A 408-nucleotide genomic window follows, 5' to 3' on the forward strand; every position below is an offset into this window, starting at 1 on the left:
AGTGAACGTAACTGGCTCTGCAGCAACTGGCTACATCTTCACTAACGAAAACGGTGCTGGTGTCACACTGAACTACGCTAAAGGCGCATTCGCTGATACAGTTGTTCTGGGTACAGGCGGCCAAACAATCTTTGTGGTCGGTGCAAATTCCACGGCTATCACAGTGACTGGTGGTAGCGGTGTTGATACGATCAACCTGTCTTCAGTTGCAACTGGTGCTGATACGATTACTACTGGTTCTGTGATCTCCGCTATTGATACGGTGTCCGGCTTCAAGATATCTGGCGCTGACGTGTTCAAGACAGGCACAGCAGCAACAACATTGAACTTGTTGTCTATCGCTAGTGCAGATACATCCACACTGGCAGCAGCTATCGCAACAGCAGCATCAGCAGCTGGCGCGGCCTT

Annotated in this window: 1 protein-coding gene; it reads left to right on the forward strand. The window is 50.5% G+C overall.

Going from position 1 to position 408, the window contains the following annotated elements:
* Nucleotides 1–408, forward strand: a 408-nt coding sequence (locus tag H8L32_RS27305) for a hypothetical protein (protein ID WP_222619528.1), incomplete at both ends; no start/stop codon positions are given.

Origin of the sequence: Undibacterium hunanense, from assembly GCF_014284335.1 — a bacterium.
In the GTDB taxonomy this organism is placed as follows: domain Bacteria; phylum Pseudomonadota; class Gammaproteobacteria; order Burkholderiales; family Burkholderiaceae_D; genus Undibacterium; species Undibacterium hunanense.